This is a genomic window from Acinetobacter sp. YH12236, from assembly GCF_013417645.1.
Lineage (GTDB): Bacteria > Pseudomonadota > Gammaproteobacteria > Pseudomonadales > Moraxellaceae > Acinetobacter.
In genome coordinates, this window is the sequence record NZ_VPDM01000001.1 from 48,991 (window position 1) to 74,257 (window position 25,267).

The 25,267-nt window shown below is 43.6% G+C and carries 21 protein-coding genes and 8 tRNA genes; 21 read left to right on the top strand and 8 right to left on the bottom strand.

All coding sequences use genetic code 11. The features are described from left to right. Positions 1-69: 69 nt before the first annotated feature. From FTV14_RS00210 to FTV14_RS00260, 11 genes are all read left to right on the top strand, one after another. A complete protein-coding gene (locus tag FTV14_RS00210; RefSeq protein WP_125278257.1) occupies positions 70-507 on the top strand; it encodes a YbaN family protein in 438 nt (145 codons plus the stop codon). Continuing rightward, positions 504-1,016 carry a cell wall-recycling L,D-carboxypeptidase ElsL gene (elsL, locus tag FTV14_RS00215; RefSeq protein WP_159123377.1) on the top strand — a complete coding sequence of 171 codons (513 nt, stop codon included), beginning with the start codon at positions 504-506 and terminating at the stop codon, positions 1,014-1,016. Before FTV14_RS00210 ends, elsL begins: the two co-directional genes overlap by 4 nt. A 510-nt stretch (positions 1,017-1,526) precedes the next feature. Next, positions 1,527-1,602: transfer RNA gene (locus FTV14_RS00220), tRNA-Val, on the top strand. Positions 1,603-1,632: 30 nt separating this feature from the next. Then, a tRNA-Asp gene (locus tag FTV14_RS00225) sits at positions 1,633-1,709 on the top strand. 49 nt (positions 1,710-1,758) lie between these two features. Continuing rightward, positions 1,759-1,835 (top strand) — tRNA-Asp (locus FTV14_RS00230). Positions 1,836-1,856: 21 nt separating this feature from the next. Then, positions 1,857-1,932 (top strand) — tRNA-Val (locus tag FTV14_RS00235). Between the two features lie 13 nt (positions 1,933-1,945). Continuing rightward, positions 1,946-2,022: transfer RNA gene (locus tag FTV14_RS00240), tRNA-Asp, on the top strand. Between the two features lie 30 nt (positions 2,023-2,052). Continuing rightward, positions 2,053-2,128, top strand: a tRNA-Val gene (locus FTV14_RS00245). 23 nt (positions 2,129-2,151) lie between these two features. Further along, positions 2,152-2,228: transfer RNA gene (locus tag FTV14_RS00250), tRNA-Asp, on the top strand. A 97-nt stretch (positions 2,229-2,325) separates the two neighbouring features. Beyond that, positions 2,326-2,401, top strand: a tRNA-Val gene (locus tag FTV14_RS00255). Between the two features lie 70 nt (positions 2,402-2,471). Continuing rightward, entirely contained in the window at positions 2,472-2,933 is a 462-nt protein-coding gene (locus FTV14_RS00260) for a DUF2750 domain-containing protein (protein WP_004784968.1), read from the top strand. Positions 2,934-2,950: 17 nt separating this feature from the next. Here the strand turns inward: FTV14_RS00260 and FTV14_RS00265 are convergent, their stop codons facing one another. The 4 genes from FTV14_RS00265 to yccS form a co-directional block, all read right to left on the bottom strand. Then, a complete protein-coding gene (locus FTV14_RS00265; protein ID WP_180012021.1) occupies positions 2,951-3,745 on the bottom strand; it encodes a YdcF family protein in 795 nt (264 codons plus the stop codon). 97 nt (positions 3,746-3,842) lie between these two features. Beyond that, a complete protein-coding gene (locus FTV14_RS00270; RefSeq protein WP_180011982.1) occupies positions 3,843-6,545 on the bottom strand; it encodes a sulfite reductase flavoprotein subunit alpha in 2,703 nt (900 codons plus the stop codon). Positions 6,546-6,729: 184 nt separating this feature from the next. Continuing rightward, positions 6,730-7,290, bottom strand: coding sequence for a YcxB family protein (locus FTV14_RS00275; RefSeq protein WP_004784963.1), 561 nt, complete (start codon positions 7,288-7,290; stop codon positions 6,730-6,732). Positions 7,291-7,375: 85 nt separating this feature from the next. Beyond that, complete coding sequence (gene yccS / locus FTV14_RS00280) at positions 7,376-9,550, bottom strand: YccS family putative transporter (protein ID WP_180011980.1); 2,175 nt, start codon at positions 9,548-9,550, stop codon at positions 7,376-7,378. Between the two features lie 145 nt (positions 9,551-9,695). Here yccS and FTV14_RS00285 point away from each other — a divergent pair, with 145 nt between their 5' ends. Continuing rightward, complete coding sequence (locus FTV14_RS00285) at positions 9,696-10,907, top strand: multidrug effflux MFS transporter (RefSeq protein ID WP_159123380.1); 1,212 nt, start codon at positions 9,696-9,698, stop codon at positions 10,905-10,907. A 79-nt stretch (positions 10,908-10,986) separates the two neighbouring features. Here the strand turns inward: FTV14_RS00285 and FTV14_RS00290 are convergent, their stop codons facing one another. Next, entirely contained in the window at positions 10,987-11,694 is a 708-nt protein-coding gene (locus tag FTV14_RS00290; protein WP_180014575.1) for a nitroreductase, read from the bottom strand. Between the two features lie 926 nt (positions 11,695-12,620). Here FTV14_RS00290 and gltS point away from each other — a divergent pair. Together gltS and FTV14_RS00300 are read left to right on the top strand one after the other, a co-directional pair. Then, entirely contained in the window at positions 12,621-13,859 is a 1,239-nt protein-coding gene (gene gltS / locus FTV14_RS00295) for a sodium/glutamate symporter (RefSeq protein WP_004784955.1), read from the top strand. A 42-nt stretch (positions 13,860-13,901) separates the two neighbouring features. After that, complete coding sequence (locus FTV14_RS00300) at positions 13,902-15,377, top strand: sodium:alanine symporter family protein (RefSeq protein ID WP_180011976.1); 1,476 nt, start codon at positions 13,902-13,904, stop codon at positions 15,375-15,377. A 52-nt stretch (positions 15,378-15,429) separates the two neighbouring features. On the opposite strand, the gene chrA is transcribed toward FTV14_RS00300, so the two are convergent. After that, positions 15,430-16,644 carry a chromate efflux transporter gene (gene chrA / locus FTV14_RS00305; RefSeq protein ID WP_180011974.1) on the bottom strand — a complete coding sequence of 405 codons (1,215 nt, stop codon included), beginning with the start codon at positions 16,642-16,644 and terminating at the stop codon, positions 15,430-15,432. A 121-nt stretch (positions 16,645-16,765) separates the two neighbouring features. Here chrA and FTV14_RS00310 point away from each other — a divergent pair, with 121 nt between their 5' ends. Together FTV14_RS00310 and FTV14_RS00315 are read left to right on the top strand one after the other, a co-directional pair. Next, complete coding sequence (locus tag FTV14_RS00310; protein ID WP_159123384.1) at positions 16,766-17,761, top strand: patatin-like phospholipase family protein; 996 nt, start codon at positions 16,766-16,768, stop codon at positions 17,759-17,761. A 333-nt stretch (positions 17,762-18,094) separates the two neighbouring features. After that, the gene (locus FTV14_RS00315) at positions 18,095-18,271 is read left to right on the top strand and encodes a hypothetical protein (RefSeq protein ID WP_162835329.1); all 177 of its coding nucleotides are present in this window, start codon (positions 18,095-18,097) and stop codon (positions 18,269-18,271) included. Between the two features lie 119 nt (positions 18,272-18,390). Here FTV14_RS00315 and FTV14_RS00320 read toward each other — a convergent pair. Next, positions 18,391-19,142, bottom strand: a protein-coding gene (locus FTV14_RS00320) for an IS5 family transposase (RefSeq protein WP_180053131.1) whose coding sequence is annotated in 2 segments (ribosomal slippage) — positions 18,391-18,806 and positions 18,806-19,142 — 753 coding nt in all. Because the reading frame shifts where the segments join, the coding sequence is not laid out codon by codon here. Positions 19,143-19,404: 262 nt separating this feature from the next. Here FTV14_RS00320 and FTV14_RS00325 point away from each other — a divergent pair. From FTV14_RS00325 to FTV14_RS00345, 5 genes are all read left to right on the top strand, one after another. Next, positions 19,405-19,926 (top strand): acyl-CoA thioesterase, encoded by a 522-nt coding sequence (locus tag FTV14_RS00325; RefSeq protein ID WP_004784949.1) that lies wholly within the window; start codon positions 19,405-19,407, stop codon positions 19,924-19,926. A 143-nt stretch (positions 19,927-20,069) separates the two neighbouring features. Continuing rightward, the gene (locus FTV14_RS00330) at positions 20,070-20,633 is read left to right on the top strand and encodes a TetR/AcrR family transcriptional regulator (protein ID WP_180010560.1); all 564 of its coding nucleotides are present in this window, start codon (positions 20,070-20,072) and stop codon (positions 20,631-20,633) included. 41 nt (positions 20,634-20,674) lie between these two features. Next, positions 20,675-21,877: an MFS transporter gene (locus FTV14_RS00335; RefSeq protein WP_180010562.1), complete on the top strand. Its 1,203-nt coding sequence runs from the start codon at positions 20,675-20,677 to the stop codon at positions 21,875-21,877. A 1-nt stretch (position 21,878) separates the two neighbouring features. Next, positions 21,879-22,775, top strand: coding sequence for a LysR substrate-binding domain-containing protein (locus FTV14_RS00340; protein ID WP_159123387.1), 897 nt, complete (start codon positions 21,879-21,881; stop codon positions 22,773-22,775). A gap of 123 nt (positions 22,776-22,898) precedes the next feature. Further along, on the top strand, positions 22,899-23,513 hold the full coding sequence (locus tag FTV14_RS00345; RefSeq protein ID WP_171505579.1) for a glutathione S-transferase family protein: 615 nt from the start codon (positions 22,899-22,901) through the stop codon (positions 23,511-23,513). A gap of 61 nt (positions 23,514-23,574) precedes the next feature. Here the strand turns inward: FTV14_RS00345 and FTV14_RS00350 are convergent, their stop codons facing one another. Next, positions 23,575-25,179 (bottom strand): bifunctional 3-(3-hydroxy-phenyl)propionate/3-hydroxycinnamic acid hydroxylase, encoded by a 1,605-nt coding sequence (locus FTV14_RS00350; protein ID WP_180010564.1) that lies wholly within the window; start codon positions 25,177-25,179, stop codon positions 23,575-23,577. Positions 25,180-25,267: the final 88 nt, after the last annotated feature.

Below are 25,267 nucleotides of genomic sequence, written 5' to 3' on the forward strand. Positions count from 1 at the left end.
GCACAAATACAACGGACAGATTTTAAAAACACTTTATACTACCCCTAATTTTGTGGGTAGGACCGATTTATGAAAATATTGTTTTGGCGAAGCCTGGTCGTACTATTTGTCGTACTGGGTTTTATCGGCGCAATCTTGCCCGGCATGCCAACTACAGTATTTTTAATTCTGGCGGCTTGGGCGGCATCCAAAGGCTGGCCACAGATGGATGCATGGCTGCTGAATCATCCAAAATATGGTCCGACTTTAAGAGCCTGGCGTGCCAATGGTACTGTGCCACGCAAGGCCAAATGGCTGGCCAGTATCATGATGTTCATCAGTGGCATTATCATGTTATTTACGACAGCACCGCTGGCAGTCAAAATCTTTACTGATGTGACCATGCTGATTGTGGCGATCTGGTTATGGCGTCGACCCGAACCAGTTCAGGACATAATCCATCCAGAACACATGGCCACAAAGAAAGTAGAACTAGAAACTATCAAGACAGAGAAAGAGAAGTCATGAGCCATTTGCAGCTGGATCAGGCAGAAATCCTGATTGATCTCGCCCAACAAAAACTATATTTGCCAAAATATAATAAGCAGTACCTGATTTCTACGGGTAAGAATGGCATAGGTGAAGCAGAAAATAGTGGCAAGACGCCTCGTGGATGGCATAAAGTCGCTGAAAAGTTTGGCCAGCAGACACCTTTAAATAGTGTGTTTATTGCCCGTCAAGCGACAGGTGAAATTTATAATGCAGAACTGGCACAGCAATTCCCGCAGCGAGACTGGATTCTCAGCCGGATCTTATGGCTAAGTGGGCTTGAAGAAGGTTTTAACCAGGGCGAGGGTTGTGATACTTACCAACGTTATATCTATATTCATGGTACGCCTGATTCTGAGCCGATGGGTATTGCAATGTCACATGGCTGTATCCGCATGCGGAATACGGATGTGGCCGAGCTGTTTGAACTGGTGAATGAAGATGCACTGGTCTATATTTCAGAACAGCCTTTGAATCTGACTGTTTAAATGACTTAAATGACATAAGAAAATTTGTGGATGATTTAAAATTAATTGAAATATCTTCTATTTAAATAAGGGAAAGTAGATGAGGTCATCGATCATCTATGTACTCTACTTTTATAGACAAATAGAGTTAGAAACAGGATTTATAGCCCGCCAATAAAAGTCATCGATTTGTTTTTAGAGGGCTGCAAGCTCTTAAAATAAAGATTACAGGATCACAACGTTGCAGTGAGTTGGGCTTTGTATAATCTTTCAGCAATACTGAAGTCTGTTGCATGTTCTGGTCTCAATTTTCATGAGTAAAACCGTAAAAATCCGGCTTTTAGTTTCACAGAGTATCTTTAAAAAATCGGTATAGACTTAAAAAATAAACAAAAAGTGTTGTTTTTTTTAACAATCAACCTATTTTTTAATCACTCACACCGAAAAAGCAGAAAACAGTCAGAAAAGCGTTTGACAGTCTGTGAAGATTCTCTATAATGCACCTCATCAAGCGATGAAGTCGATTTGAAAGGGCGCTTAGCTCAGTTGGTAGAGCGTCTGCCTTACAAGCAGAATGTCGGCGGTTCGATCCCGTCAGCGCCCACCAAGCTTCTTTCAAAGTTGAGACACTTATAGTGCAGCGGTAGTTCAGTTGGTTAGAATACCGGCCTGTCACGCCGGGGGTCGCGGGTTCGAGTCCCGTCCGCTGCGCCACTTTAAGTTCTTGATAAATCGTTTGCCACAATAGCGACATTGTGTAAGTGCAGCGGTAGTTCAGTTGGTTAGAATACCGGCCTGTCACGCCGGGGGTCGCGGGTTCGAGTCCCGTCCGCTGCGCCATTTACATGATAGACCTTTTGAGGGCGCTTAGCTCAGTTGGTAGAGCGTCTGCCTTACAAGCAGAATGTCGGCGGTTCGATCCCGTCAGCGCCCACCAGATTTTTTGTGATGCAGCGGTAGTTCAGTTGGTTAGAATACCGGCCTGTCACGCCGGGGGTCGCGGGTTCGAGTCCCGTCCGCTGCGCCATCCTAAGAATCAAACAGTTTGACCCTTTAAGGGCGCTTAGCTCAGTTGGTAGAGCGTCTGCCTTACAAGCAGAATGTCGGCGGTTCGATCCCGTCAGCGCCCACCATATCTTCTAAAGATATACGCGATGCAGCGGTAGTTCAGTTGGTTAGAATACCGGCCTGTCACGCCGGGGGTCGCGGGTTCGAGTCCCGTCCGCTGCGCCATTTTTCATTCCCTGATGTGGAAAATGTGTTTCAAAATTCAAGACTACGCGCTTCGCTTGTCTTGCATCATAAAATAGCACTGCTATTTTATTCTTCAGGGCGCTTAGCTCAGTTGGTAGAGCGTCTGCCTTACAAGCAGAATGTCGGCGGTTCGATCCCGTCAGCGCCCACCATATCTTTCTTGCCTAAATCCTGAATATTTCATAGAATTCGAAGTCTATAATAATTTGAAGATTTCAGACTATGAGAAATCCATATCAGCGCAAGGCAGCGATCAAATCGCAAAATACCGCCTACGATCCGCTACAAGTTTATAAAAATTTTATTGAAGCTATTGTTGCCCAAGGTGGCATTTTTGCACTTTACCAAGAGGGCTGGGCTTTATGTGCCACGCCGACAGGACAGCGTGCTTTCGCGACCTGGCAAAGCAAAGGTCTGGCCAGACTACTCATTAAAGATAACTGGGCCAATTACCAGATTCAGGAAATTACCCTCAAAGATTTTGTTGAAAAGGTCATTCCTTTCTTACGTCAGGAAAGCACTATTGTGTCATTGGATCTGACACCGGAAGGGCAGAATATTCTGGTCGCGCCTGAAAAACTTTTGCTGGATCTTAAAAATTACCTGTATCAGGTCTATGTACAGAAACCTGAACTATTCAAAAATCCAGCGATTCCTTCGCCAAGGCATATCCGTTTAAATTAATTTAATGCTTAAGTCACTTATTCAGATAGTGAATATTCATTGAGCAACCAGCCACTCAAAAAGGCAAAATATTCTCTTAACCAGGAGTTATAGCGCAGATAAAGAGGAGTGCTGGCACTCAAACTAATCACTTGCGGATAACCTTGGTGTCTGGCAATGGCGCGTGCACGGGGACTATGAAAATCACTGGTTGCAATCGCAATCGGATCATTTTGACTTATATTTTGTTGTTCCAATATTACTTGAGAATACATCAGGTTTTGAGCAGTACTTCTGCTTCGATCTTCAAGTTGAATGGGGTTGATGAGTTCTGGATAGGTAGTGTTAATATAGTGCTGCATGACTTCAGCTTCACTTTGCCTTTCCCGATAATTACGCCCACCTGTCATAATCACTAAAGTATCTGGATAGTGTGCTGCATATTTTGCCGCGGTATCCAGACGGCTTTTTAAGATGGGTGAGGGCTGTCCATTCGTAATCCCGCTGCCTAAAACCAGAATAGCGGCAGGAGGTTGTGTAGATTCATTTGTACGAATAGACATCTGGATATAAGCAAAGAAGATTACGACACTGATCATCCATAGTAGAAATCCGGCCCAGAGGCTATTCCAGAACCAGATTCTAAATCTGGAATGCTGTTTCCAGCGTTGAATGCCTGAAAAGAGCAGAGCATACAGGATCAGTGCTACGCTAATGAAAATTGGCAAAAGAACACCGAAATGTCTTTGTCCCTGACTTATTAACCAGAGGCTGTTTATGCCAAGGATCAAACCAAAGATCAGGCTGAGACTTCGTTTAAGTTGGCTGGATATTTGGATACTCATATTTTTATTAATCTTTTTATCTTTTCTTCTATCTTATTAATAAAAAACCGGGCATGAAGCCCGGTCTTTTATAGATCAGCTGATCTTAATATACATCACGACGATAACGACCATCCAGACGTAATTGATCCACTGTGCTTTCACCGAGAATTTCAATCAGAGCCTGATCGACATCGCTGGCCATGCCATTAATGCTACCACACACATAAATCACGGCGCCTTGAGCGACCCAGAGTTTCAATTCTTCAGCTTGCTCACGCAATTTATGATGCACATAAACTTTTTCCTGCTGGTCACGAGAGAAAGCAAGGTCCAGTCGTTTTAATGTACCCATTTGCAGCCAGGCCTGAATGGTTTCTTCAAAGAAGAAATCATGGGCACGCTGACGTTCACCAAAGATGAGCCAGTTCTGAGTATAGTCCTGACGGTTACGCGCACTCAGCAAGCTCATCAAACCTGCGATCCCCGTACCATTACCAATACAGATAATCGGACGGTTATCTGCAATCAGATGGAAAGATTGATTCTTGCGAATACGCAGGGCAATCGGTGAATTTAGGGCAGTATGCTGTGTTAACCAGCCTGAGCCCAGACCTAACTGGCCTTGTGCATCAGATTGCTGACGCACGACCAGACGTAGCACTTGCTGACTTGGAATACTGGCGATTGAATATTCACGTGTAGCAAGAGTTGGTAATTGCTGTAACAGCTCATCTACTGAATCAAAAGGATCAACCTGAGTCAAATCACGATTCCAAAGTGCCTGTTCGATACTTTGCTTCAGAGAAGGCACTTGTGTACCCGCGGCAATACGGTATTTCTCTATAAATGCACGGATACGTTCAGGGCTGTTTCCTGGCTGGATTTCGGCAATATCACCTGCCTGCCAGACGGCTTCATGCTGTGGAACCAGTTCAATATTGAACGCAGGCGCACCAAGACTGTCTGGATTCAGCAATTCACGTTTGCTCAAAGTCCATTGATCGAAGGTTTTATCGATACCCATATCCTGCAATTCAAACTGGGTCACATGGGCAAGGGCATTGGTCCATTGCTGGATATGCTCATTATTGGCATTATCCACTTCAATGGTCTTGAAGAGCTGCTTGGCACCACTCTGTTGTAACCACTGGTCGATCCGATGACCAAAGCTGCAATAGGTATCAGGATATTCCTGGGAGCCTAGAGCCAAAACTGCATAATTGAGATGATTAAGATCCGCTTTGGCAGACAAAATTTTCTTTTCAAAAGAGGAGGCTAGGTCAGGTGCTTCACCTGTGCCATAAGTACTGGCTACAAATAGAACCTGTTCTGCCTGTTGCAGATCTTCAAGGCTTAGTTGCTGTACTGCTTTAACGCTGACAGGTTGACGTGCTTCCTGTAAGGCAGTAGCTGTGCGCCATGCCAGTTGTTCAGAGACACCCGTTTGTGAAGCATACGCAATCAGCCAAGGCTTGGCATTTGGATCCAGAGGCAGGGCAGTTGCCCCTTGGCGTGCAGCCAGAGTAAGTTTTTTCTGCTTACGACGTTTCAGATAGAGCATCCAGCCGGTCACGAAGAACAATGGCATTAATAATGCAGCAATCATGACCAGGAACTGGTAAATAGGACCAAAAAAGCTGCCACGGTGCACAGGTAACATACTGCTCATGATTTTTTCATTGAGCTTTTTATCTTCATAGAGCTGGACTTCGGTAAATTCAGCACTGCGATAATTATAAGTCGCATTGTTGCGGGCACGTTCATGTTGTGCCACAGGGTCAACAAAACTCAACTGCATTTCACCATCCGGTTTTTTCGGCAGGTTAAATGTCACAGTCGAATATTTACCTGCGAATTGAGTTCTGAAGCCAGTCCAGCTCTGATCCAGCGCACGTAAAATACTTTCTGGACTCATGCCAGCTTCTTCAAGGCTTTCACCACGTTGTCCGCGTTCACCACGAGGTCCACGTTCGCCATCTGGACGACCTTCGGCACGCATTTCACCTTCACCGCGAGGTCCACGTTCACCACCTTGGCGACCTTCACCTCGCATTTCACCATCGCCACGTTGTCCGCGTTCACCACGTGGCCCACCTTCGCCGCGACCGCCATTGGCCTGCATTTCTGGTTGTGGACGTTCTACGCCCAGAACTTTATACATACCATCACGCCACCAGCCATAAGACCAGGTAAGACCGGTACAAGCCAGAATCAGGTAGAAAATTACCACCCAGGTACCCACCACTGCATGCAGATCCCAGATAAAGTTACGGCCTTTCAGTTGCGGCTTCACTGCCAGCCATTGCTTGATCGAATGACGTTTTGGCCAGCGTAAATACAGGCCAGACAAGACGAAAAAGATCAGCATCAGGGTACAGGCACCGGTAATCTGCTTACCGACGGGTCCTACAGTCAAATTACGATGTAGTTGCTGTACAAACTGGAAGAATTCACGGCCTTTAATTTCAGGTAAGACTTCAGCCGTATAGGGGTTGACCATCATGTTATAACCACGACGTGCTCCCTCTTTTACAATATTGACCGTACTGGATGCACTTGGATCCTGTGCCACGGTAATACTGTTAATTTTCATTTCAGGGTTTTGGGTCTGGAAATGTTGATACAGTTGGGCAGGGCTAAGCTTGTCTCGCTCTTGAACCTGTACAGTATAACTGTCGCTATTCATCCATTTTAAGATTTGCGGCTCATAAGAATAAATAGCACCCGTGACTCCCATAATTGAGAGAATCAAACCTGCAGTAATCCCCAGAAACCAGTGGATTTGGAAAAATGTCTTTTTAAACATGATGGTCAGATTTATGGTGGTATGTGTAAAAGTAGGCAAATTATAACTGAAGAATTAGAACAAATTATAGATTATGATGATAATATTTATTCTCATTATCATTTGTGTCGATGAGTTGGATAAAAGGTAGACGTAAAAAAACCTCCATGTCGAAACAGGAGGTCTTTCAAAACCGGGATATATCTTAGATTTCTTTTGGTGCGCCCACTTCTTCTTGCAGATGCTTGCGAATGGTCGCGAAAGAGAAGTTTTTACTGTCTAAACGTTTAGGCAGGATATAAGCACCTTGCTGACCTTTGACTTTAAAATTGATCAGCATGAATTCCGGCGTGTTATACCATTCATAGATGTCTTTCCAGCCAATAGCACCTACACCTTCCTGCATGCCCATTTTTTGGCGCATCACGATACCATGCGGTTGCACGCCCAGACGGATGCCTTTAATTTCCTGTACCGGAAATTCATTCATCTTGCGTTTAACATACCATTCCAGACCGAAAGTACGGATCAGGTAATACAATACTACACAGACAATCGCCACCCAGCAGATGACAGTCGAGTAGTTCTTGATCAGGATAATTCCCAAAATAGATAAGGCAACAATAGCACCCATGATCAGCCAGGCTTTCATGCCAATTTTATTGGTACTACGCCAGATCATCAGCTGAGCATGACGCTGCTCAGCTTCTGAAATTTCATAGTTCACAGGCTGTAAGGTATAAGCGTATAAATTTTTCGCGGTCATAATGAAATTAACAGATTTAAAACTGTAAAAAGTTTAGCATTAATTGTGCTGATTCAGTGAGTATATTGTTCCAAAATCGGCCAAATTATAATGAAGCCAATTCAGTGGCCTGTTCATCACGTTCGTGACTTAAACTTTGCTTTAACTGACTCAATTGCTTCAAGATACTAAACATTAAAGACAGTTGCTGCAAAATGATCAATGGTTTCTGGTCTTCTTCCTGCTGTTGTGACAGACGCTGACGGATATTCTGGATCATATTCTGGGTGCTTAGGTCAGGGACTTCATCATAGAGCAGGGCACCACGAATATTTTCTAGGGCTTGATCCAGCAAGTCCAGCACATCCTGATCCTGAATTTTTTCACGATGCGCACCCAGCGCGGCAATATAACTGATAAAAGTATGATTCAGGCACAGGAACTCGAAAGCCTGTGATTTTTGCACAGGATCAAAATCAGGTTCGGTGGCCAAAGTCGAGATCAGGGAAGCCACTTCAGCATCCGTATTATGGGCTGCACGACGTACTACGCGATAGGTCAGACCATTATTCCGTCCAGATTTATACTGTTCAATCACTTCACTCAAGTAGTCACATTCTGCCTGCAGGCTACGGCTAATGCTGCGCGGCAAGCGACGGAATTTCCAATCCGGGAAGATAAAGCTCACGCCAAACCAGGCAATCGCACAGCCAATCAGGGTATCAATCATACGGGGGATAGCTGCGGCAAAGCCCATACCGTCCAAGTTAAAGTTGATCAGGGCCAGAATGGTAATGAAGGCAGTGGCCTGTGCATACTGTTTACTACGTAATTCAAAGAACAGAATTCCACTCAAAATTAACAGTAATAATTGCCCTTCAACGGAAGGAATGAAGTACAAAATGGCATATCCCAAAAGAATACCTGCCAATGTTCCTACGATGCGTAAACGTAAGCGGCGTTTGGTGGCATTGAAGTTAGGTTGGCTGACAAAAAGCGCAGTTAGTAGAATCCAGTAGCCATATTGAATATCGGTCAGCTGGACAATGATATAACTGATCAGCAGCACAATCGACAGGCGAATAGCATGACGGAACAACACGGATTCAGGCGTCAAATGCTGCTTGACCCGAATCTTGATATCTTCCCAGCCTTTCAGGTCGTCATCTTTGAGCTGGTTTTCAATATGTTTAGCACGATCAAATTTGATATTACGTTCAGTTTCCAGGTTGCGTAACTGCGCATCAATGGATTTCAGATTCTGGAATAAAGCAAATAGGGCATTGATCCAGACCTGATCATACTGCTGTTCTGTACGCAATTTTTCCAGGGACAATCTCAGGTTTTCAAAGGCATGTTTGAAGCGTTTATTATGTTTATAGGTTTTGCGCTGCTGAATGCTTTCACTCAGGTCTTTACAGGCTTTGCCCTGAATCGACAGGATGCGCTGAAAACGGAACAAAACGTCGCTGTGTTCAAAAATCTTGGCCAGTTTCTGATAATCAATATGCGCAGAATCGGCACGCTCGTGAATATCTTGCGCTACAAAATAGTATTGCAGGCTACGACGAGTATCTTTCTGACCCCGGTCACCTTTCAGGCGGGTCAGAAGGACAGTCTTCATTTCATTAAAAATTGAAATCAGTTTGCCATTTTCCAGTGACAGCTCGATCATGCTTTGCTGATAACTTTTTGCCGTCATATCGACATCGAACAGATTCGATTTGGCATACAGGAAATCACCCAATGAGGCATAGCATTTGGCCAGATTATCCTGTGCACGTCGCGCAGGAAACAGTAGAAAGCTCAGGGTCGACAAAAAGCCATACCAGACCGCACCAATCAGCAGCAAGCTTGCCTGCTGATACCATCCATCAAAAAGTTCAACCCCCAGCATGGAATAGACAGAAATCACCAGACAGCCATAGGAAATCGTGGCATAACGCCGGCCGAGAGAGCCAAGCAGAATCAGGACAATACAAGAAACAATGAGGGCAGAAGCAAACAGCAGCGGATAAGGAAATAACAGATAGACTGCCACTGCGGTAATGAAGAAGCCTAAATAGGTATAGAACAGATTCAGGATACGTACGGAAAAGCGGTCATCAATATCGCTTAAACCTGCGGCCACCACTCCAAGGGTGAGTGGAATAGTCATTAACTGCTGTCCCATGAAATAGGGAACAAAGGCAGTGCCTGCAAAAGCGATCAGCATACGCAGGTTATACATCAGGGTCGTGTTATAAGTCGCGTGCTTAAGACGATTGAGCCAAGATTTCAACGGTGATCCTTTCTCTTGCAGTCTTTGCTGCAAAGCTGAATATACATATGAGAAAAAGTATATTTATAACTTTTAATTTCCATGTAAATCATACTATGCGCTATGTTAATTTGTCTGCCTACTGCGCATTAAAATCTTTAATTACATGAACTCCAATACGACAGCACCACGACCTTATGCCATGTCCTGGATTATTTTGCTGGCTTCACTGACTGCACTTGGTCCTTTATCCATTGATATGTATCTCTCTGCCTTGCCAGAAATGGCAGCGGATTTTGGTGTCAGTACCCAGATGGTCTCCAATAGTCTGCCAGCTTATTTCCTTGGACTGGCGGTTGGGCAGTTGCTATATGGCCCGATCAGTGACCGGATTGGACGTAAGCCACCGCTTTATTTTGGATTGAGTCTGTATATTCTGGCCAGCCTGTTATGTATGTTTGCACAGAATGAATGGAGCCTGATTGCAGCACGGGTATTACAAGCCTTAGGAGGATGTGTAGGAGTCGTGGTTGCCCGAGCAACCATTCGTGATCGGCTGGATATGCAGGCGGCTGCCCAGGCCTTTGCCAGCATGATGATTGTAACGACCATTGCACCGATTATTGCGCCAAGTCTCGGCGCATGGGTACTGATGTTCTTTGAGTGGAATATTATTTTCTTGGTGCTGATGGGCTGTGGTTTGTTTAGTCTGGTCTGTGTGCATTTTTTCTTTCAGGAAACCTTGCCCCCGGAACGCCGTCTTAAACTGAATTTGCAACAGGTATTGAGTTTATACCGAACCATTTTTCAGGATGAAAGTTTCAGACGACCGATGCTGGTGGGCTGTTTTTCTGGGGCGGTGATGTTCTGCTATATCAGCGCTTCTTCAGCCATTCTGATGGATCATTATCATCTCACTGAACAGCAGTTTGCTTATGCTTTCGGGGGGAATGCCGTTGGAATCATGCTGTTCTCGACCCTGAATAAGCATCTGGCTCAATATCTTTCAGTATTAAGTCGTTTAAAACTAGGTGCTTCTTTACAGGGAATCGGTGTCCTGGCTTTACTGGTTTTAGGCTATCTGAATATTGAATCTGTTGTCCTAGTTATGGCGGCCTTATTTGTCGTTGTGGCCTCGATTGGTTTTGTGGGACCGAATGCGATGGCGCTGGCCATGGCAGAGCAGGGCGCGCGTGCGGGAACCGCCAGTGCGATCATGGGCAGTATGCAATTTGCCTGCGGTTTGTTGGGTGGGGTTTTGCTGAACTTTATGCTGTGGGATGCTTTATTCAATATGGCCTTGGTAATGGCGATCTTTGTAGTTATAGCCTTTAGATCTGTATTGAAATTAGAACTGCCTAGAGTTAAACAGAAATAAGGAGCTGCAAGAACTCTATATCTCTGTCAGACAATCCAAGCAGCTCAAAGTTGATGCTTGGATCATGGCTTATCAAATCTTATTCATCTACAAAAACGGCAAATTCCTCTACCGGGACACGTGGGGTGATAAAGGTATTTACGATATGGTCTGGATCTGCATAGCCTAGTGACATGCCACAGACCAGCTCTTCATCTTCACCTGCTCCCAGTACATCTAGCACAATGCTATGAAAATGATTCCAGGCAGCCTGCGGACAGGTATCCAGACCACGTGCCTTGGCAGCCAGCATCACGTTTTGAATCATCATGGAAATATCCATTTTTGAACCTACGCCCAAATCTTTATGTAAGGTGAAGAATAGCCCCACTGGTGCATCAAACAGTTCAAAATTACGCAGGTTCTGGCGCGCCATTTTTTCTTTTTCGCCTTTCTGGATATTCAGCAAACCATATAAGCCCCAGCCATTTTCACGGCGTCGGTCGATATAAGGAGAGAACCATTGTTCGGGATAATAGGCAAAGGTTTCTTTATATTGCTCGGCCAGTGCCGGATTCTGGTAAAGCTCCATTTGCGCCTGACAGACACGCTGCACCAGCTCATCACGCTTTTTCCCTGTCAGCACATATACTTTCCATGGCTGGGTATTGGTCCCTGAAGGGGCGCGGCTGGCCACAGTCAAAATGTCTTTGAGCATGCCGGTACTGACCGGCGTATCCAGAAAAGCACGAACCGAATGCCGGGAAGTAATGGTTTGATCTACAGCATGAACGAGGTTTTGATCCATTCTAATTTCCAATCTCATATCCTTAATGATGGTGAACTGACTATAAACCAAACAAACTCTGTCGGGCAGGGGGAATTTTAGTTTCACAGTGAATTATGATGATTAATAAAAATCACATGAATGAGAATGCACTTAAGAGATATAGAAGTTATATAAATAGCCTAAGAAATTTATTGAATGCTTAAACAAAACTCCTTCTAAAAATGCAACCGATATTTTAGATGCTGATATCTTGAGCAATTAACATCGATGGCTGGAACTAAAAGGAAAGTTAAGAACAAAATAGAATGATTAAAATTCAATCTTAAAAATAAAATTAAATATCCGTTTTTACGTTCAATTAATATTTTATTTCGATTAAAATTTGGGGGTAGTAAACTATAAAAAATAAGAAGTTATAATTATTTTTTATATATTCACTAACTATAGTTAATAAAAAACAATAAAACTTTATACAAAGAAACAGCATAATGTGCGACTTTTCAGTTGAATACATGCATTTTGAAGAAATAATGAAGATTGCATGGTCAAGCTCTATTTGAAATATCTTATTGCAAATGACTTGATGAACTCAGTTAGGTTAAAAGCACTCATGCAGCAATTCATGCTGGTTGAGAAGTAAAAAATATAGGCTGGATATTATCGCTATGAGTTGCACGCTTAGATGAATTTATGCATCTGGCGTAGCTTATGCAATCAGCAAAAGGCTGTTTTTCGCTTTTATAAATCTCTCACTGAATATGATCATCACGATGATATTCATAAGTTTGAAACAGATGCGGAATGCTTTGTTGATTCTAAAGGCGATGGATGAATGAAGTAGATGACAATTACATGGGGTAATGTAAGGTTTTCTTCTGTGGAAATGAATCGCAACACGACTTTTAGAATGACAAAAATTCAGAACCATCTTGGACAAAAAAATTATGGATTTTACTTTTAACGCATTTTATACCCTGATCGCTGCAGTAATTGTGCTATTACTGGGCCGGTTTCTGGTAGATAAAATCGATTTTCTAAAACGTTACAACATTCCTGAACCTGTCGCAGGTGGTTTGGTTGCAGCGGTTATCTCTCTGCTGGTTCATTCGTTCTGGGGCTACAGCATTACCACGAGCGCGGAACTGCAAACCAGTTTTATGCTGATTTTCTTTGCTTCGATCGGTCTGAGTGCGAACTTCGCTAAATTACGCGAAGGCGGGATCGGACTGGTGATCTTCCTGGTTGCCATCTCAACATTTATTGCCCTACAAAATGCAGTGGGTATGGGCTTGGCAAGTTTACTGGGTATTGATCCTCTGATCGGTCTGATTGCCGGTTCGATTACCTTGACTGGTGGACACGGTACTGCTGGCGCCTGGGGTGAAATTATGGAAGTTGAGCATGGTATTCAGGGGGCTTTGGCGCTCGGTATGGCAAGTGCGACCTTCGGTCTGATTATTGGGGGAATTATCGGTGGGCCTTTGGCGAAACTGTTGATTAACCGTCATAATCTTGCTGTGGCACGTACCGATCAGCAGATCGAAAAACGTGACAACACGCCAATGGACAGCACGACAGATGAATATGTGCAATTTGAATATCCACATCGTGTCCGTCTGATCACTGCCGATAATGCCATTACCACACTTGGTCTGTTTGCAGGCTGTCTAGCATTTGCGGAGCTGATGACTGGCTTCAGTAAAGATACAGTATTTGAACTGCCAACATTTGTATGGGCACTGGCAGGCGGCGTGATTCTGCGTAACGTGCTGGAAGGTATCCTGAAAATCCAGATCTTCGACCGTGCGATTGATGTGTTTGGTAATGCTTCATTGTCGCTTTATCTGGCCATGGCGTTGCTGTCATTAAAACTATGGCAACTGGCGGATCTTGCAGGACCATTGATGGTGATTCTCGGTGCACAGACCTTGACCATGGCTTTATATGCAGCATTTGTCACTTTCCGGGTAATGGGCAAAAACTATGATGCCGCAGTACTGGCTGCAGGTCACTGTGGTTTCGGGATGGGTGCAACCCCAACGGCAGTCGCCAATATGCAGGCGATTACCAATATGTATGGTGCATCGCATAAAGCTTTCCTGATCGTTCCATTATGTGGTGCTTTCTTCGTTGACTTGATTAATGCCACGATCATCCAGATGATCTTGAAATTTTTCGTCTAATTTTAGGCTTGATAATGAGTCATAAGCTCATAAGGATATGACATGAATGATCAGCTAAATGAAACCTTACTGGGCTGGGTTGATGCCTTAAATGGTCCACTCTGGGACTTTTTAGTGGTGTTCCTGGTCGCTGTTGGTATTTGCTATACGATCATGACCGGTGCAGTACAGATCCGTTTATTCTGGCACAGTATCAAAGTCATGAAACGCAGCCGTAGCAAGGTCGATGATGACCATGGTATTACGCCGTTTCAGGCCTTTGTTACAGGCCTGGCCAGCCGGGTCGGTGTGGGTAATGTTGCAGGCGTCGCCATTGCGATTGCTGTCGGTGGTCCAGGTGCTGTGTTCTGGATGTGGTTTACTGCATTTCTGGGAATGAGTTCTGCTTTTGTAGAATCCTCATTAGCACAGTTATTTAAAGTTCGTGATAACAAGAACCAGCAATTCCGCGGTGGACCTGCCTATTACATCACTCAGGGTCTTAAACAGAAATGGCTGGGAATTGTCTTTGCAATTGCGCTGATTACGACTTACGGCTTTGTGTTCAATGCCGTGCAGGCCAATGCGATTACTGGTGCAACCTCACATGCCTGGGGCTGGAATGAAGCCAATCTGATGTTGCCATTAGGTGGTTTCGATCTGGAAGTTTCCTGGATTGGTCTGGTCTTGGTCTTGATTACGGCCATGATTATTTTTGGCGGGATCAAACGGATTGCAAAAGTTGCTGAAGGGGTGGTCCCTTTCATGGCAGTTCTTTATCTGGGTGTAGCTTTATATATCGCCGTCATCAATTACGATATGTTGCCGTCTATTTTTCAGCTGATCTTTAGCAAAGCATTTGAGTTTGAAGCAGCTGCAGGCGGTTTCTTCGGTGCCATGATCTCGATGGCCATGATGATGGGGATTAAGCGCGGTTTATTTTCGAATGAAGCGGGGATGGGTTCAGCACCGAATGCGGCGGCTGCCTCTGACGTGAAACATCCGGTGAATCAGGGTCTGGTTCAAATGCTTGGCGTATTTGTAGATACCTTCGTTGTGTGTTCATGTACCGCTATCGTGATTCTGGTTTCTGGCCTATATGAAAATGCCGGTTTTGAAGGCGTGACCTTGACCCAGATGGCGCTTGAAAGCCAGATTGGTGCTTGGGGCGATGACTTCCTGGCCTTGATTCTGTTCCTGTTTGCCTATTCTTCTATCATTGGTAACTATGCCTATGCAGAAGGAAATATTCAGTTCATCAATAATAACAGCAAGGTCATGTTTATTTTCCGGTTGCTGGTATTGTTTATGGTGTATTTCGGCTCGATTGCTAGTGTGCCGTTGATCTGGAATATGGCGGACCTGTTCATGGGTGTCATGGCCAGTATTAACCTGATTGCGATTGTGCTGCTGATGCCATTTATTTTGATGCTGCTCAAGGACTATACCGGTCAGCTGAAACGTGGCATCGAGCAACCAGAGTTTAAGCTCGATGATCATCCGAAATTTAAAGATAAAGTTAAATCAGATATCTGGTAAGACTTGAGCAAAAGCCCCGACTGGTTCGGGGCTTTTTTATGGGTTTAAATGGTTAGAATGACACAAAATTAAGATAGCTTTGATATAGGATAAATCCGGCAATCAGGCTGAACCAGACTGGTAATTTCGAGCGTAACAGTAGAATCATCACGATGACAAAAACCAGATCAGACCAGAAACGAAAATATGCCTGAGAGAGATCAATCAGCAAATATAAAAGTAGTCCGACCACTGCCGCATTAATCCCGCTTACCGCCTGAAAAATAATACGTTGCTGCATTAACCATGACCAATAAGGCAAAGTAGCAAAAATCAGAAAAAACGAAGGCAGGAAAATGGCACAGGTTGCTAACAGTGCATTAATCCAGGATGAACCTGTCCAAGGCAACAGAGCACCGACATAGCTGGAAAAACTAAATAATGGACCCGGCATCAATTGGGCAAATGCATAACCTAGATCGAAAGATTGGGGCGAAAGTAAATTGGTCGCCACAAAGTCCTGATGCAGCAAAGGCAGAATGACATGCCCGCCACCAAAGACCAATGAGCCAGTTTGATAGAAATCAGCAAAAAATGCGAGTTCAGGCCAAGAACCAGATTTGACTAGTATAGGAATCAGAAAAAATGGTAATAAAAATGCGATGAACCAGTAAGGTGCATGACGTGGCCGAATATAGCTTGAGTGAATGGTAGATGAATTTGAAGCAGGCTTATTTTCCTGAGGAGAATTGGAAAATTTTGCCATTATGAGGCCAAAAACTGCCCCTAAAATAATGACCAGTAGCTGGTTCAAACTGATACTAATGAAGCTCAGAATCAGGACGGAAATGAAGACCAGTACATATTGCCAGATGCTCTTGCAGAAGCTATTGAGCATTTGCCAGAATGCCCAGACGATTACAGAAAAAACGATCAATTGAATGCTATGAAAGCTGTTTGAGTTTAGAATATGGAAATAGTACTGACCAAGTACGGCGATCAAGCTCATCAAAAGCGCTGAAGGTAAGGTAAACCCAAGCCAGGCCATGAATGCTCCAGCATAACCCCTTTGCAGATAGCCAATTGAAAGGCCTACCTGGCTGCTGCTTGGGCCGGGCAAAAGCTGCGCTAATGCAACCAGCTGACCATATTGTGTCGCATTTAACCACTGTAACTGGTCGACAAATTTACGGTGAAAAAACACCAGATGCGCTGCCGGTCCACCGAATGCCATACAGCCCAGTTGCAGGAAAGTGAGAAAGATCCGGTACAGTGAAGGTGTATTCATACAGTGGCTGAAAATTGAAAGACATTAGTGCAACTGTATGACAGTTTTACGAAATTCTACAGATTATTTAAGCATGTGTTTATACACTATGCTGCTTTAACAAAATGAGGACGTGCTCTGCATGCAGAAATATGTACTGAGTATATTGGCGATGACAATGGTAGGTTTGAGCGGCTGCCAAACGACATCCGGTTTTAATCCATCTAACTCTAGTCATATCAAATCTGCCAGTTCAGTAGCAGAAGCCCAGGCACGTCCAAACCAGATCAATTTCCGCAAGATCAAGCAAACAGAAAACCGTCCGGTGATTGCACTCGTTCTTGGCAGTGGCGGTGCGCGTGGCTATGCGCATATCGGTGCAATTGAAGTATTGGAGCAGGCAGGCATACAACCTGACTTTATTGTGGGAACCAGTGCTGGCAGTATCGTAGGTTCCATTTATGCCAGTGGTAAACCAGCGATTGAACTGCGTAATATTGCATTAAGCATGAAAGCCACTGATGTTCGCGACATCAAGCTAGACCGCAAAGGCTTTTTTGATGGCAAAAAAGTTGAAAATTATGTGAATTTACAGGTTGATCAGACGCCTCTGCAAGCCATGAAAATCCCGATGTTTGTGGTAGCCACAGCCTTGAAAGAGGGCAAGCGCGTAGTTTTTAATTATGGTAATACCGGTCAGGCAGTGCGTGCATCCGTTTCTATTCCAAGCATGTTTATTCCGACTGTTATCCAGAAAAAGGAATATGTGGATGGAGGGCTGGTCAGTCCGGTGCCGGTCAAAGTGGCTCGTGAGTTGGGCGCTGATATTGTGATTGCTGTCGATATTCTGGCACAGCCGATCCATACCGAAACCACCAATGTCTGGGGCCTATTCAACCAGAACATCAATATCATGCAGCAACGTCTAGCTTCTGAGGAACTGCAATACGCCGATGTAGTGATTCAACCAGACTTACGCGAAAAAGGTCATATCTTTGACGTGCGTGGCAGGGAGTTGACCATGGATGCTGGGATTGAGGCGGCTAAACTCAAGCTACCAGAAATTGCTCAGGTCTATCAGAAGCATAATTATAGTCAAGGTCATCAGATTCCATTGCTCTTGGCTCAGCAACAATAGTTTGTTCTAAGATTTTGAATAAAGTATTTATTTTTCAAATAGATGTATAAAGATATTCACCACTTTCCTCATATAGGTGAAAAGCGGCTCATTTTTGCTCATCGTTTTTAGAGATGAGCTGATGTTTTCTACCTATTGAAAGTCACTTAAAGCCCAAGTTTTAATGGGAAATAAATCTTTGAATTATAAAAATATAGTGATTTTATGAAAATATTTTAAGGCTATTTTTTGATTTTAACAAAATTATTCACAGACTTAAGTTAAACAACTGTTCAAAAGCTTAGAAGATCATGACAGAATAAAAATCGACAGATTAATAAATGTAAAAGCCATATGAATCACATCGAAATTGGCCAGCAAGTCACATTAGCTCAGTTTGAAAATACGATTTTTACTGTAACTAAAGTTCATCCCGATGGTTCTTTTACCGTTGAAACTATATTGCATGGCCAGCAGACTTTAAGTTATGAGAATGTGGCGCGAGAAATGTTGAGGCAGGTGCCTGCTTAATTCGAGGTTATTTTTTGTTAATACATGCAGTTTTCTTAAACCGAGTTCTGCATGCTTAATAGAAAATTTCTTCATTGCAGTGCATTGATTCAAGAAAATACTTTAGGGTCTGTTGAGAATTACCGAGAGTTAATTAAACTCGCGCACAATTGAATCATGGCTTCAAAACTCGTATCTGTTTTACAACTACGCATCGCTATACGTTTAAATTCTTTTAACTTACAGAAATAGTTTTCAATGAGATGACGCCATTTATACATAATCGTATCAAAGGCTCTCATTACTTTTCGATTAGATTTGGGTGGGATCACCACTTTCACTTTACGTTCATTGAGTTCTTGGATGAGCCAATCTGCATCAAATGCTTTATCCGCTAGTAATGCTTGAAAATCAACATCTTCAATTAAAGGTTTGGTTTCTACTAAATCGTGATATTGACCAGGCATTAATCGAAACTTAATGAGGTTGCCTAGACTATCCACTAAGGCAAGAATTTTACAGGTCATTCCACCTCGAGATTTACCTATAGACTGTTTGAAAGTCCCCCTTTTGCACCTTGCCCATGTCGATGAACTTTAACAATCGTTCCATCAATCATGGCGTATTCCAAATCAACATCTTCATTTACAGATGCAAAAATAGTTTCAAATACACCAGCTTTCACCCAATCACGGTATCTTTTAAAGACGGTATTCCATTTACCAAAATGAGCAGGTAGATCACGCCATGGACTGCCTGTACGGGCAATCCATAGGACTGCTTCTAAAAATAATCGATTATCTTTTCCACTACGACCTCGATCGGTCACTTTACCTAGGCAAAAAGGTTCCATTTTTGCCCCTTGGGCATCAGTAAGTATGTATCTATCCATAGTACTATTATAAATTAATCAGTAGCCTTTGTTAATTCTCAACAAGCCCTAGTGGATAAATTCCTGTTTATTTTATAGTTACTGAAAATAACTTTCTGATGATTTCTATGGATCCTCAGAGGAATATCTTTTTTTTTGTATGGAGAAAAATTTCATATCAAGAATTATGATGTTTTATTTGCCGAATTGAACATTTTATTTAGGCCAAAAACGCTATAATAATGGTCTATATCATTGTCATTCAAAGAGTTCAGAGAAAACGATGGCCCCTTTAGATCAAATTGCAACAGCATCGGATGACCAGTCAGAGTTAACGATGTCGGTCCTTATGACGCCAGATATGGCGAACTTTTCAGGAAATGTACATGGTGGAACAATTCTGAAATTATTGGACCAGGTTGCTTATGCTTGTGCGAGTCGCTATTCGGGTAGTTATGTCGTAACCCTGTCTGTGGACAAAGTAAATTTCAAAGAACCGATTCATGTGGGTGAGCTGGTGACTTTCCTGGCAAGTGTGAACCATGTAGGTCGTACTTCAATGGAAATTGGCATTCGTGTAGAAGCGCAAAATATTCAGAAACGTACTGTACGCCATACCAATAGTTGCTACTTCACGATGGTCGCTGTTGATGAAAATGGTAAGCCTAAACAGATTCCACCGCTGAATCTGGACAATGACTGGAAACGTTGCCGTTTTGAAGCAGCTGAACAACGTAAAGTTGCCCGTCTGCAGGAAAATCATCATCCTTCATGCAGTATCTATAAAAAATCAGCGCATAGCTAAGAACTAAACTTAATTTGCTTATTAAAAAGACCTTCAATGAGAGGTCTTTTTTTTGCCTATAAAATTCATTTAACTCTGGCTTAAGCTTGTTTTTTAATCTACTATGAAACGATACGTATCGTTTTGTTTTTTTGGTTTTAAGCATGAGTGAAGAAGAAAAATGTTCACGGCGCCAGCACAGTATTCTACAGGCGGTTTCGGATGCACTGGCAGAAGGTGAATATCATCAGCTAACGATTGAAGATGTGGCTGCACGGGCAGGGGTTGGCAAATCTACGATTTACCGCTGGTGGAAACATAAATCTGAACTGGTACTAGATGCGTTTAAGCAGCGCACAGCAGGGGTATTTGAACTGGATGCTTCACAAAGCTTGCGCAGCAATCTGGTTCAACAGCTAACTCTGCTGGTTCTGGCGCTTAATCATCCGGTAGGCCGAGCTTTGCTGGTCGTTATGGCCAATCATCGGGAGCTGGCTGCAGACTTTTTTCAGCAGTATCTATTACCACGTCGAAAACAAACCCACCAATTGATTCAACAGGCCATCGAGCGTGGGGAATTACGTGCGGATTATCCTTTTGATCTGATGCTGGACACCTTATACGGGCCGATTCATTACCAGATCATTTTCTTCAACCGCATGCCGGATGATCAATATATCCAGAATCTGGTAGATCTGGCCTTAAGCCCAGCTTTGATTTCTCCCTGAGTTTAGTCAGTTCTTAAATTTGTTTTTAAAAGTTGCGTGTTATGTCTGCTAGTCCTGAGCGCTTATGGAATCGCTCCTTTATTCTGTGTTTATTGAACAATCTGTTCCTGTTTGTCTATTACTTTGCCTTACTGACCATTCTGCCGGTTTATATCATGAAAGATCTGGGCGGATCAGTCAAAGAAGCAGGTTTAGCTTTGACCCTGTTCTTAGTTTCCTCCATCGCTGTTCGACCTTTTTCTGGCATGATCATCGAGAAACTCGGCAAGAAATTGGCAATGCGCGGAGCCGGAGTTATTTTTGCCTTATTTTCCTTTGGTTATCTGCTGGTCGATAGCATGTGGTCATTATTGGCAGTGCGTTTCTTACATGGGATCTGGTTCAGCATCCTGACGACGGTCACCGTTCCCGTTGCAAATGAGTTTATTCCGGAATCTCGTAAGGGTGAGGGCATGGGCTATTTTGTCATGTCGACTAATCTGGGTGTGGTATTTGGTCCATTACTGGCCTTAACCGTAGTTCAGTTCACCAGCTTTAAAGTGCTGTTTGGCTTGCTTGCCGTGATTATCTCTATCGGCTTGATCTTTTCCTTCATGCTGAAAATTACCGAATTAGCAAAACCTCAAGCTACAGTGGTCGAAAAATCAAAATTCAGCCTGCATGACATTATTGAAGTCAAAGTGCTGGCGGTGAGTTTTGTGGCACTGCTCACGGCTTTTGCTTACTCCAGTATCATGAGTTTTATCACGCCCTTTAGTGAAACCAAGCAACTACTGGCTTATACCGGCATCTTCTTTATTGTTTTTGCGGCCTCAATGTTGTTGGTACGGCCTTGGGTGGGCAAAATTTACGACCGTAAAGGACCAAGTGCAGTTATCTATCCTTCCTTTATTTTCTTTGCGATTGGCATGATGATTGTCAGTGTCATGTCCAGCCAATGGACTATGTGGTTGTCTGCGGTATTTATCGGAATTGGTTACGGTTCATTATTTCCATGTTTACAAACTCTAGCGATTCAATCTGTCGAAAAACAGCGTATGGGCTATGCAATTTCTACCTTTTTTACCCTGTTTGATATTGGACTGGCAGTGGGTTCAGTAGTGATGGGTATGATCATTGCGCAATACGGTTTTGAAAAGACCTATATGTTCTGTGCAGTGATGGTGATTTTCACTTTATTGATCTACCGTCAATATGTGGCCAGGAAGCGACCTTCGATTTCAGCATCCTTACCGGAAGAATAAAATGGAATTAAGACATTTACGCTATTTTGTTACAGTGGCTGAAGAGCTGAATTTCACTCGGGCAGCTGAAAAACTGAATACTGTTCAGCCTTCACTCAGTCAGCAGATTAAGGATCTGGAGCGTGAAGTGGATGCGCAATTGCTGGAGCGGAATAACCGCAAGGTTGAGCTGACCGAGGCTGGACAGGCTTTTTTAAAGGAAGCTCTGTTGAGCTTAGAACATGCGGAACGTGCCGTGCAGGCAGCCCGTCAGATCGCCCATGCACATAAGGGTCAGCTGAATATCGGCTTCGTACCGGTCGCGGAAATGAAAATTTTTCCTTATATCATGCCGAATATCCGTGCACATTTTCCTGAACTGAAAGCACTGTTTCATAGCCTGACCGATGCAGAACAGTTTAGCGCGCTGAGACAGGGCAGTATTGATATTGCCTTTACCCGCTACCGAGATCAGTCGGATGAGTTTGAGTCCGTTCAGATTTTTGATGAGCCACTGACGCTGATTGTGCCGAAAAATTCTCCGGTCGCAGAAATGCCCTATGTCAGCATCAAGAAGTTTGAAAATCAGGACTTTGTGATTAGTGATGAGCAGGCTTCACCACAGCTGCATAAGATTATTGATGATTTTTTTAGGCAATCGAAACTGAACGTGAATGTGGTGCAGTATTCCACCAATATTCTGCTGAATGTCAATCTGGTCGGCATGGGGGTTGGCTGGAGTCTGGTACCAGCCTATGTGATTCCTTTACTCGGCGATAATATTGTGGTGAAGAAAACGCTGGAACCTTTACCGATGATTGCTCTCTATGTCAGTTACCGTAAAAATAACCAGCATCCTGCGATTGAACTGATTCTGAAAGTGCTTAAAGAAAAGTTTTGTGTAGACCTTTTTAAGTAAATTATTGATCTTCCATAAATGAAATGTGCTACAGAAATGATCTGTAGCACATGCTTTTTAATCGCAGAGGAAAATCGCTTTATACTGAAATTCAAAAAATAAGAAATCGGTTGAAGCAGAATGATGAAGCTCTATAACAACCCTCAGTCACGCGGCATGACCTTGCTGCCTATCCTTAAAGAACTACAGATTGAAGACCAGCTTGAGCAGGTGGAAGTTCCTTTTAAAGATATGCATCAACCTGAATATCTTCAGATCAATCCGATGGGTAAAGTTCCCTGTCTGGTTGATCAAGGCGTCGTAATTTCAGAAATGGCGGCTATTATCATCTATCTGGCAGATAAGTATCAGGACAAAGGATTGGCACCCGCTTTAGATGATCCCAAGCGTGGTACTTATTTAAAATGGATTTTCTTCTGTCATGGGCCACTGACTGAATATATTGATGTAAAAAATTTACAAGTATCTCAAGAACAGATTGAAAAGGTCCGAACCAGTTTAAGTTTTGGTAACGAAGCCGCGGTATTTGATTTTTTTAAACGAGGTTTGTCGCAGGCCAAGCCTTATCTTTTAGGTGAAAAAGTTTCTGCTGCAGATCTATATGTGGCCTATTGTCTGATCTTCGCAATTAGTACCAAAATTTTGCCGCCGTTGGAAGAATTTAAACCTTTCCTACAGCAAATGGCACGTCGTGATTCTCTCAAAGATATTTCATGGTTTGAGCAATACCGAACTTAGCTTTTATGTTCATCTATAAATAAAAACCACGCCGTAGCGTGGTTTTTTTGACTGAGGTCAATTATTTGACATGGAGCTTGTTAAATAGCGCCTGACTTGTGCTTTCTATAGATTGAGGAATCGCTAAGGCTGCCACGAAGCGGTCTGGACGCAGGATGACGATAGAGTCCTTGGTCTTGCCGAACCAGGTACGAATGTCCGTACCGATATCACCAATGGTGATCACATCTTCGTATTGCTTACGATGTTGATTAGACAACTGAACCGCAGGAATGACTTGGATAAATTTCACGCCAAGGTTTTTCCATTGCTGTATCGTTTCCTTGCTTAAGCCCCATTTCGGATCCACCCCCCAGGCAATGATGGCGAAGTCATTGCCAATCACTTCATCGAGTAATACAGTTTCACCAGACTCCAGTTTCACCTGCGGCTGAATAAACATCTTGCCGACTGGAGAGTCTTTTTGAGTATTGGCCAGCAGGGCACCATCATGATACTTCGGCATAGGCTTAAAGCGCATTTCCAGCAGGTACTGTTTGATTGGCTTAATATAGTTCAATGCATAAGCAATACCATCACGAACAAAACCTTGCCATTTTTTTGGTGGCGCAAGAACGTGGCCTGCCATCACTGAAAGATCAATCATCGCTTTGGCATGATCCTTACGTTCCACTTGGTAAGAGTCCAGTAATTCATGACTTGCTTTTCCCTGGATCACCAATGCGACTTTCCACGCCAAGTTAAAGGCATCACGCATACCGCTGTTATAGCCTTGGCCTTGCCATACCGGCATGATGTGCGCAGCATCACCAGCAAGCAGGATACGGTCAGCACGGAATTTATCTGCAATACGTGCATTGTGGGTATAGACACGTTGACGAATTACTTCGATTCCATCGGTATTCGGTAAAACTTTAGAAAGCAGTTTAGCAATATTTTCCGGTTTACTGAGTTCTTCCTGAGTTTCGCCTGGCATAACCATGAATTCGAAGCGGCGAATGCCATGCGGCAGGGCAGCTGATACATAAGGACGCACCGGGTCACAGCATAGATAAATATGTGGGGTTGCCAATGGGTCATTATCGATATCAATCACGATCCACTGGTTTGGCGCAGTTTCACCTTCGAATGGAATGTTGAGGGTACGGCGTACATAAGAGTTTCCACCATCACAGGCAATCAGGTATTGCGCACGAATGGTTTCTAAGCTGCCATTTTTAGTCTGAACATTTAAAGTTACACCCTCAGCATCCTGGCTGAAATGTGTCAGATGGCGAGAGAAAAGTACTTCAGTTTTTTTATATTGTTTGAGGCCTTCTAGCAGAACGTTATCTACTTGTGGCTGAATGAAAGCATTACGGCGGGAGAAACCAAATTCACGAGTCAGTGGCTGAATGTCTGCGAAGCAACGGCCTTTGGGTGTCAGGAAGCGCATGGCATGATTCGGGGTCGTATGCGGCAAGACCTGATCAACCAGTCCCAAAGATTGAATGGTACGCAAGGATTCATCATCAATGCCGATGGCACGCGGATAATCGATCAGACTATCTAGCTGTTCAACCACAGTGACCTGTACACCCTGTTTGCTTAAATAGTTGGCAATTGTTAAACCTACCGGGCCGGCCCCCAAAATCGCCACTTCAGTGGTGTAATTTGTATTGCTCATCGCGAATGTCCATTCCATCAATTCAGGATTGAGACTATTAAGGAACAATCAATAGCGCTAAACAAGCTAGTCCATAGTAGGTCATGTC

Excerpts from the sequence above, each read along its gene's own strand:
- FTV14_RS00210 (WP_125278257.1), top strand. The coding sequence starts at position 70 with ATGAAAATATTGTTTTGGCGAAGCCTGGTCGTACTATTTGTCGTACTG.
- elsL (WP_159123377.1), top strand. The coding sequence starts at position 504 with ATGAGCCATTTGCAGCTGGATCAGGCAGAAATCCTGATTGATCTCGCC.
- FTV14_RS00260 (WP_004784968.1), top strand. The coding sequence starts at position 2,472 with ATGAGAAATCCATATCAGCGCAAGGCAGCGATCAAATCGCAAAATACC.
- FTV14_RS00270 (WP_180011982.1), bottom strand. The coding sequence starts at position 6,545 with ATGTTTAAAAAGACATTTTTCCAAATCCACTGGTTTCTGGGGATTACT.
- FTV14_RS00275 (WP_004784963.1), bottom strand. The coding sequence starts at position 7,290 with ATGACCGCGAAAAATTTATACGCTTATACCTTACAGCCTGTGAACTAT.
- FTV14_RS00285 (WP_159123380.1), top strand. The coding sequence starts at position 9,696 with ATGAACTCCAATACGACAGCACCACGACCTTATGCCATGTCCTGGATT.
- FTV14_RS00290 (WP_180014575.1), bottom strand. The coding sequence starts at position 11,694 with ATGGATCAAAACCTCGTTCATGCTGTAGATCAAACCATTACTTCCCGG.
- gltS (WP_004784955.1), top strand. The coding sequence starts at position 12,621 with ATGGATTTTACTTTTAACGCATTTTATACCCTGATCGCTGCAGTAATT.
- FTV14_RS00300 (WP_180011976.1), top strand. The coding sequence starts at position 13,902 with ATGAATGATCAGCTAAATGAAACCTTACTGGGCTGGGTTGATGCCTTA.
- chrA (WP_180011974.1), bottom strand. The coding sequence starts at position 16,644 with ATGAATACACCTTCACTGTACCGGATCTTTCTCACTTTCCTGCAACTG.
- FTV14_RS00310 (WP_159123384.1), top strand. The coding sequence starts at position 16,766 with ATGCAGAAATATGTACTGAGTATATTGGCGATGACAATGGTAGGTTTG.
- FTV14_RS00315 (WP_162835329.1), top strand. The coding sequence starts at position 18,095 with ATGAATCACATCGAAATTGGCCAGCAAGTCACATTAGCTCAGTTTGAA.
- FTV14_RS00325 (WP_004784949.1), top strand. The coding sequence starts at position 19,405 with ATGGCCCCTTTAGATCAAATTGCAACAGCATCGGATGACCAGTCAGAG.
- FTV14_RS00330 (WP_180010560.1), top strand. The coding sequence starts at position 20,070 with ATGAGTGAAGAAGAAAAATGTTCACGGCGCCAGCACAGTATTCTACAG.
- FTV14_RS00335 (WP_180010562.1), top strand. The coding sequence starts at position 20,675 with ATGTCTGCTAGTCCTGAGCGCTTATGGAATCGCTCCTTTATTCTGTGT.
- FTV14_RS00340 (WP_159123387.1), top strand. The coding sequence starts at position 21,879 with ATGGAATTAAGACATTTACGCTATTTTGTTACAGTGGCTGAAGAGCTG.
- FTV14_RS00345 (WP_171505579.1), top strand. The coding sequence starts at position 22,899 with ATGAAGCTCTATAACAACCCTCAGTCACGCGGCATGACCTTGCTGCCT.
- FTV14_RS00350 (WP_180010564.1), bottom strand. The coding sequence starts at position 25,179 with ATGAGCAATACAAATTACACCACTGAAGTGGCGATTTTGGGGGCCGGC.